Genomic DNA, 6877 nt, shown 5'->3' with positions numbered 1-6877 from the left:
CCAGGAGGAAATAAGGTTGTTAATAAAGCCTTTGTAAACTGGAAAGAAGGAAACAATCAAAGAGCTTACTAGAAGCCTAATTAGCAGATATAAAAAGTCTCGTTGTAAAATGCAACGGGACTTTTTTATTGCCGTTGTTTACATGTGATACTTTATAAATACCTGAATAAATAACCTGATTGCAAATATTAAAATCACTGCCCCAGCTATTTTATTGAGGTTCTGAATGCTTTTTTCTTTAATCCGGTATCTTAATTTTGCTGCATAATACGTTTTAACACAATCAACTGATAGCTGGGTTGTCATCGCAATCACAAAGAATACCACCTTTTCGGCCATATCATAATGAAGCTGTACCGAGATAATACCCCCAACCATAATCCAAAACATCAAAGTAGACGGAGATAAGAGGCACATTAAAAACCCTTTTAATATATAACCTCTTTTTTTGATTTTTACAGTTTCTGAAATGTCGTAGCTTACTTTTACTTTATTAAAAAGATAGTAGAGGCCAATTCCAAAAAGGAACAATCCACCAATAATACCTATGTATTGATTGTATTCAGAATTATAGTCTACAAATTGTGAACTGAATATGGTAAGCGAGATAAAGATTATGTCGCTGAAAACTACACCTATAGCTAAAGAGAACCCAGCTTTAAAGCCCTTTTCTATGCTGGTTTTTATCATGGAAAAAAATACGGGACCCGTTAAAAACGAAAATAAAATCCCCGCACCTATCCCTTGTAATATTGCTTCAAACATTCAGCTAAACATATATAATACGCTAATATGCAATTTTAAACATAAAGTGACCTTATTTTTTTACTAGTTTTCATGCAGATATCTAACGTCCTGTAATGTGTAAACATTACACTTTAGCTTATAGTTTTTTTTATTTATGTTTAGCGTTCTAAAAAACCAAGTTTAAAATGAGTTCAGAAAATTCTCAAACCAAATGGGGCCAATTTATTCCCTTAGTCACAGTGTTCTTTTTTTGGGGCTTTGTAGCTGCCAGTAATGACATATTAATACCGGTATTTAAAAAAGCATTTGACTTAACTCAAAGCCAAAGCCAATGGGTATCACTTGCATTTTATATTGCCTATACGGTTGGAGCATTAATTTATAATGCCATTTCAGTTTTAATGAAACAGGATCTTGTAAATAAGCTGGGCTACAAGAATTCATTAGCTTTAGGTTTGGTTATTTCGGCTGTAGGAACGTTGTTGTTTTATCCGGCTGCAAATCTGGGCTCATTCCCCTTAATGTTATCTGGGTTGTTTATCGTGGCATTAGGATTTTCTTTGCAACAGACGGTAGCAAATCCATTGGCCATTGCATTAGGACCAATTAAAACAGGTTCCCAACGATTAACATTAGCAGGTGGTATTAATAACTTTGGTACTACAATAGGACCCCTAATTGTTAGTTTTGCCATTTTTGGTTCATTATCTACAGCAAGTGAAGATGTAAGTATTGAAAGTGTTAAAATACCATACTTAATTTTAGGAGTTGCGTTTATTGCGGTTGCAATATTTTTAAAGCTGTCTTCTCTGCCAGATAGACCAACCTTGGTTGAGTCGGTAATTGAGGATCCAAGCCATAAGGGTTCTGCTTTAAAATACCCTCAGTTGGTATTGGGTATGATTGCCATATTTGTTTATGTAGGTGTTGAAGTATCTACTGCAAGTAACCTGCCTGCTTACATGGAAAAGGACCTGGGATTTGCAATTAAGGATATTGCACCATATGTATCTTTATACTGGGCCAGTATGATGATTGGTAGATGGACTGGAGCTGTTGAGGCTTTCACCGACAATGTAAGTACACAAAAAATATTAAGGTTTGTGGCTCCATATTTAGCTTTCGGGATCTTCTTAGGTGTTAATGCAATATTTCACCATGATTTAGCTCCATTTTATGTTTATGGTCTAATTATCTTAGTGTTGATTATTGCTGATATGGCGAGTAAAGGAAATCCAGCCAGAATGTTGCTGATATTCTCTATCATAGGTATTAGTGCACTCTTAATCGGTATGTTTACAAAAGGTATGGTAAGTGTTTATGCACTTACAAGTGTGGGGCTGTTCTGCAGTACATTGTGGCCTTGTATCTTTACATTGGCTGTGAGTGGTCTGGGTAAAAATACAAGTCAGGGAAGTAGCTTCTTAATCATGATGATCATGGGTGGAGGAATTATTAGTTGGGTACAAGGATACGTATCTGAGTTCACTGGTATCCAATACAGTTATATAGTAGGTGTGCTATGCTTCGCCTATCTGGCATATTATGCCTGGAAAGTAAGCGGCATCCTTAGAAAACAAGGAATTGATTTCGATAAAAAAATAGCCGGCGGCCACTAAAATAGCCTTCGCATAAAAACTTCCCTCTTTGCTTAAAGGAGGGAAGTTTTTTTTTACCCTATATTTGCCAGCCGGTTTTTTGAATTAAAACGCATCAGATGAAGAAAGGATTTAAAGATATATTTATGAACTTAGCTACCGATCTGTCGCACCGCTCACACTGCGTGCGTGCCCATGTTGGAGCTGTATTAACAAAAGATACCCGAATTATTTCTATAGGCTATAACGGGCCGCCTTCAGGTACACATAACTGCGATGAAGAGTGGCCTGAAACAGGATGCGACAGAGATTCGCGCGGTAGTTGTTCACTTGCATTACATGCAGAAGAGAATGCCATATTGTATGCGGTAAAAAATGGTTCTAAAATATCAGGGTCAACTTTGTATACCACACTTTCGCCGTGTATTGCTTGCGCCAGGTTAATATTATCGTCAGGTATTAAATTAGTTTACTATAAAGATTCCTATGCAGAGTACAAGGGCTTGGCGAGCGATGAAGGTGTTGATTTTCTGCGAAGATTTGGTGTGGAGGTAATTAAATATTCTTAACTTTGGCCATGCTAGAAAAAATCATAATTCTCGATTTTGGTTCCCAATACACACAATTAATTGCCCGTAGGGTACGCGAGTTAAATGTTTATTGCGAAATTCATCCCTTCAATCATATTCCTGAAATCTCATCTGACGTTAAAGGCATCATATTTTCAGGTAGTCCATATTCAGTTCGTCAGGAAGACGCACCTCAAATAGATCTTGAAAAATTCCATAAACATTATCCTGTTTTAGCAGTTTGTTACGGTGCTCAGTATATTGCCCAGCACACAGGTGGAGAGGTTAAGGCTTCATCAACACGCGAATACGGCAGAGCCAACCTAAACTTTGTAGCAGATAATAATAAGTTATTTAAAAATATTAGTGCAGGTTCACAAGTGTGGATGTCACATGGTGATACCATTACAGCAATGCCTGCAAATGCAGAACTTATAGCCAGTACAGATAGTGTAAAAGTTGCCGCTTATCAGGTTAAAGATTCAGAAACCTATGCAATCCAGTTTCATCCAGAAGTAACACACAGTACTGATGGTAAACAATTGTTAGAAAACTTTCTTGTAGACATCTGCGGATGTAAACAGGAGTGGACTCCAGATGCATTTGTTGAAACCACCATTGCTGAGCTTCAGGCTAAATTAGGTAACGATAAAGTTGTTCTTGCCCTTTCAGGTGGTGTTGATTCAAGTGTTGCAGCAATCTTATTGCATAAAGCAATTGGTAAAAACCTACACTGCATCTTTGTAGATAATGGTTTGTTACGCAAAGGAGAGTACGAATCAGTTTTAGAACAGTACAAACACCTTGGTTTAAACATAAAGGGAGTTGATGCTAAAGAACGTTTCCTTAGCCAGCTTGCAAAAGTTAAAGACCCAGAATTAAAGCGCAAGGCAATTGGACGCGTATTCATAGAGGTATTTGATGATGAAGCACATGAAGTTCAGGATGTGAAATGGTTAGCACAAGGAACCATTTACCCAGATGTTATTGAATCTGTGTCTGTTAAAGGACCATCAGCAACTATCAAATCACACCATAATGTTGGTGGATTACCTGATTTCATGAAGTTAAAGGTTGTAGAACCTCTTAATACATTGTTTAAGGACGAGGTAAGAAGAGTGGGCAGATCATTAGGACTTGAACACTTTATTATTGGGCGTCACCCTTTCCCTGGTCCGGGATTGGCTATCAGAATTCTTGGTGAAGTAACTGCAGAGAAAGTTGCCATTCTACAAGAAGCAGATGCTATCTATATTGATAACTTAAAGGAAGCCGGCCTTTACGATAAAGTTTGGCAGGCGGGAGCCATTTTCCTTCCGGTTCAATCTGTTGGTGTAATGGGCGATGAGCGTACTTACGAAAACGTAATTTGCCTTCGTGCAGTTGAATCTGTTGATGGTATGACTGCCGATTGGTGCCATCTGCCATATAACGTACTCGCAAAAATTTCTAACGAAATAATTAACAAAGTAAAAGGAATTAATCGCGTCGTATATGATATCAGCTCAAAACCACCAGCTACAATTGAGTGGGAGTAAATATTGGGTAATAGCTTTTATTGGACTTTTTTTAGCTGCATGTTCACCTAAAATTCAAAAGACCACTACTAAAAAGCCCGATGTTCCTAAAAAGGTAGAAGAGAAAAAAGAAAAGCCTGCGTCTAAATTTACGCAGGCTGATATTTCTCTGCTGGTTCCGTTCAGATTAAATGATTTAAGACTTAAAACGGCCACCAAAGCTGAAGTCGAAAAATCAGCTATGGCAATCGATTTTTATCAGGGATTTAAGCTTGGTATAGATTCGGCAGCAGAACAAGGACTCAGTTTTAAATTAAATGTTTATGATTCCCGCGACAATAACAGTCAAATTGAAGGATTAATTAAAAACGGAGGATTAAGCAACAGTAATTTAATTGTTGGGCCGGTTTACCCCGCAGGATTAAAATACATTAAAGATTACTCTGTAGCGCAAGGCATTCCCGTTGTTAATCCGCTCGCGGCTACACATCCAGAGGAATTTAATAACCCAAATCTGATCTCTATTGTAAATAATATAGATTTACACGTCGAAAAATTAGGGTTTTATATTACTAAACATTACAATCCAGAAAACACAGTTTTAGTACTGATAGATTCAAAAGATGCAGGCAGTAAATTACTGTCAGCACCTGTAAAAGCATATTTTGAAAGCAGCAAGAAAAAGTTCACTTTTCAGGAATTTGCTTCTGTTTTTACTATGGAGCTGAACCTGATCAAGAATAAGAAATATGTCATTATTGTAACTTCCCCGGATAGAAAGTTTGTAATACCAACAATTGATAAGCTAGTAAAATTAAAAAATGCTGGTCTGGATATAGATTTGTATGGTCACCCTGACTGGATAAAACAAAATTATAATATAGACAAGCTTCAGGCGCTAAATACTGCTGTAACGTCGTCTTATAAGGTCGATTATAAGAATAATCATGTGATCTCATTTATTAAGAAATATAGAGCTGCGTATAGCTTTGAACCCGGTGAATATTCGTTTAAGGGATTCGATATCGGCTTTTATTTTGCTCAGCTTATTTCCAAACATGGAAAAGATTATCTGAAATACATTACAGAGGAAAAATATAAAGGGCTGCATAATAACTTTTCATTCTACCATGATGAAAAATTAGGTTATATTAATACCAGTTTAATGTTGTTACGTTACCAGGATTTTTCTTTAAATCTTATTGAATGAGGGTAGAACACCAGATCAGGGCATTTGAACAGGTATTTAAAAGTTATGACGGCACACAGCCGCTACATCGTTTCTTGTTTACTTATTTTAAGCAGCATAAACAAATGGGCTCGTCCGACCGGCGTTGGGCTACCAGATATATTTATAGTTTTTTCAGATTAGGTAAGGCACTCCTAAAAGAAGATACGATACTTCGTTTGGCTATTTCCGACTTCCTTTGCAATCAAACACTAAGTCTGGTAATTGAAACTAAGTTGCCTCAGTTTAAAGAGCAGATCAATCTTTCCGTTCAAGAAAAAATAGCTTTAATAACAGATCAGTACCCTTCCTTTAAACTTTCTGAGGTATTCATATTCAATGAAAACCTGAGTGAAGATATTGAAAAGCAAGACTTTTATGAGTCATTTTTTATACAGCCGGATTTATTTTTGCGAGTTAAACCGAGCTATATAAACCAACTTATTAAAACGCTAAAAGAGGCAGAAATAGCAGTTGAAGAGATAAGTAAAACTACTTTGGCCTTGCCAAATGGAACCAAACTGGAAAAAATTGTACCCTCACAACAGTATTATCAGGTACAGGATTTATCATCACAGAAAACAGGAGATTTTTTTGAACCTCAGACCTGGGACTATTGGTGGGATTGTTGTGCCGCCTCAGGAGGCAAATCCCTGCTTCTGCACGATCTTGAGCCTAGTGTACAGTTATTGGTTAGCGACGTAAGAGAAAACAGCTTAAACAATCTGGAGGAGCGTTTCCGTGAAGCGGGATTAAAAAAGTATCAGAAAAAAGTGTTAGATCTGCTTCAGAATAACGATCAGGATCTGCATCATTATGAATTTGACGGAATTATTCTGGATGCACCTTGTTCAGGGTCGGGTACCTGGGGTCGTACTCCTGAAATGCTTTATTATTTTGACGCTCATAAAATCAGTTATTTTTCGAAACTTCAAACAGCAATCGCAGGTAATGTTGTTAAATATCTGAAAACAGAGAAGCCATTGGTATACATTACCTGTTCTGTATTTAAACAGGAAAATGAAGATGTTGTAGCATGGATAGTCGAAAACCTACCCCTACAACTCGAAAAAATGGAAGTGATTAAGGGCTATAAGGATAAAGCAGATACCATGTTTATTGCTCGCTTTATTAAAAAATAGTCACTCTTTTAGTGCCCATGGGTACCAAACCACTGCTTAATTTTACTCTTAATGTGACTTATGGTCTCAAACAATA

6 protein-coding genes are annotated in these 6877 nt (G+C 37.0%); 5 read left to right on the top strand and 1 reads right to left on the bottom strand.

The window, feature by feature from the left end; translation table 11 throughout:
* Positions 1-138: 138 nt before the first annotated feature.
* Positions 139-765 (bottom strand): LysE family translocator, encoded by a 627-nt coding sequence (locus AC1DG9_RS20645; RefSeq protein WP_048907226.1) that lies wholly within the window; start codon positions 763-765, stop codon positions 139-141.
* A gap of 167 nt (positions 766-932) precedes the next feature.
* Between AC1DG9_RS20645 and AC1DG9_RS20640 the strand changes: the two genes are divergently transcribed.
* From AC1DG9_RS20640 to AC1DG9_RS20620, 5 genes are all read left to right on the top strand, one after another.
* The gene (locus AC1DG9_RS20640) at positions 933-2366 is read left to right on the top strand and encodes an MFS transporter (protein WP_172661180.1); all 1434 of its coding nucleotides are present in this window, start codon (positions 933-935) and stop codon (positions 2364-2366) included.
* A gap of 98 nt (positions 2367-2464) precedes the next feature.
* Positions 2465-2914, top strand: a complete 450-nt coding sequence (locus AC1DG9_RS20635) for a deoxycytidylate deaminase (protein ID WP_288883581.1) — start codon at positions 2465-2467, stop codon at positions 2912-2914.
* Positions 2915-2922: 8 nt separating this feature from the next.
* Positions 2923-4452, top strand: a complete 1530-nt coding sequence (gene guaA / locus AC1DG9_RS20630; RefSeq protein WP_172661179.1) for a glutamine-hydrolyzing GMP synthase — start codon at positions 2923-2925, stop codon at positions 4450-4452.
* Complete coding sequence (locus AC1DG9_RS20625) at positions 4409-5641, top strand: ABC transporter substrate-binding protein (protein ID WP_172661178.1); 1233 nt, start codon at positions 4409-4411, stop codon at positions 5639-5641. Before guaA ends, AC1DG9_RS20625 begins: the two co-directional genes overlap by 44 nt.
* A complete protein-coding gene (locus AC1DG9_RS20620) occupies positions 5638-6801 on the top strand; it encodes an RsmB/NOP family class I SAM-dependent RNA methyltransferase (RefSeq protein ID WP_172661177.1) in 1164 nt (387 codons plus the stop codon). Before AC1DG9_RS20625 ends, AC1DG9_RS20620 begins: the two co-directional genes overlap by 4 nt.
* Positions 6802-6877 lie beyond the last annotated feature (76 nt).

Source organism: Pedobacter sp. 05L430, from assembly GCF_056397585.1.
The sequence above is the reverse complement of the archived record's forward strand: the minus strand, read 5'-3'. Positions and strand labels throughout refer to the sequence as shown.

Excerpts from the sequence above, each read along its gene's own strand:
- AC1DG9_RS20645 (WP_048907226.1), bottom strand. The coding sequence starts at position 765 with ATGTTTGAAGCAATATTACAAGGGATAGGTGCGGGGATTTTATTTTCG.
- guaA (WP_172661179.1), top strand. The coding sequence starts at position 2,923 with ATGCTAGAAAAAATCATAATTCTCGATTTTGGTTCCCAATACACACAA.
- AC1DG9_RS20620 (WP_172661177.1), top strand. The coding sequence starts at position 5,638 with ATGAGGGTAGAACACCAGATCAGGGCATTTGAACAGGTATTTAAAAGT.
- AC1DG9_RS20625 (WP_172661178.1), top strand. The coding sequence starts at position 4,409 with ATGATATCAGCTCAAAACCACCAGCTACAATTGAGTGGGAGTAAATAT.
- AC1DG9_RS20635 (WP_288883581.1), top strand. The coding sequence starts at position 2,465 with ATGAAGAAAGGATTTAAAGATATATTTATGAACTTAGCTACCGATCTG.
- AC1DG9_RS20640 (WP_172661180.1), top strand. The coding sequence starts at position 933 with ATGAGTTCAGAAAATTCTCAAACCAAATGGGGCCAATTTATTCCCTTA.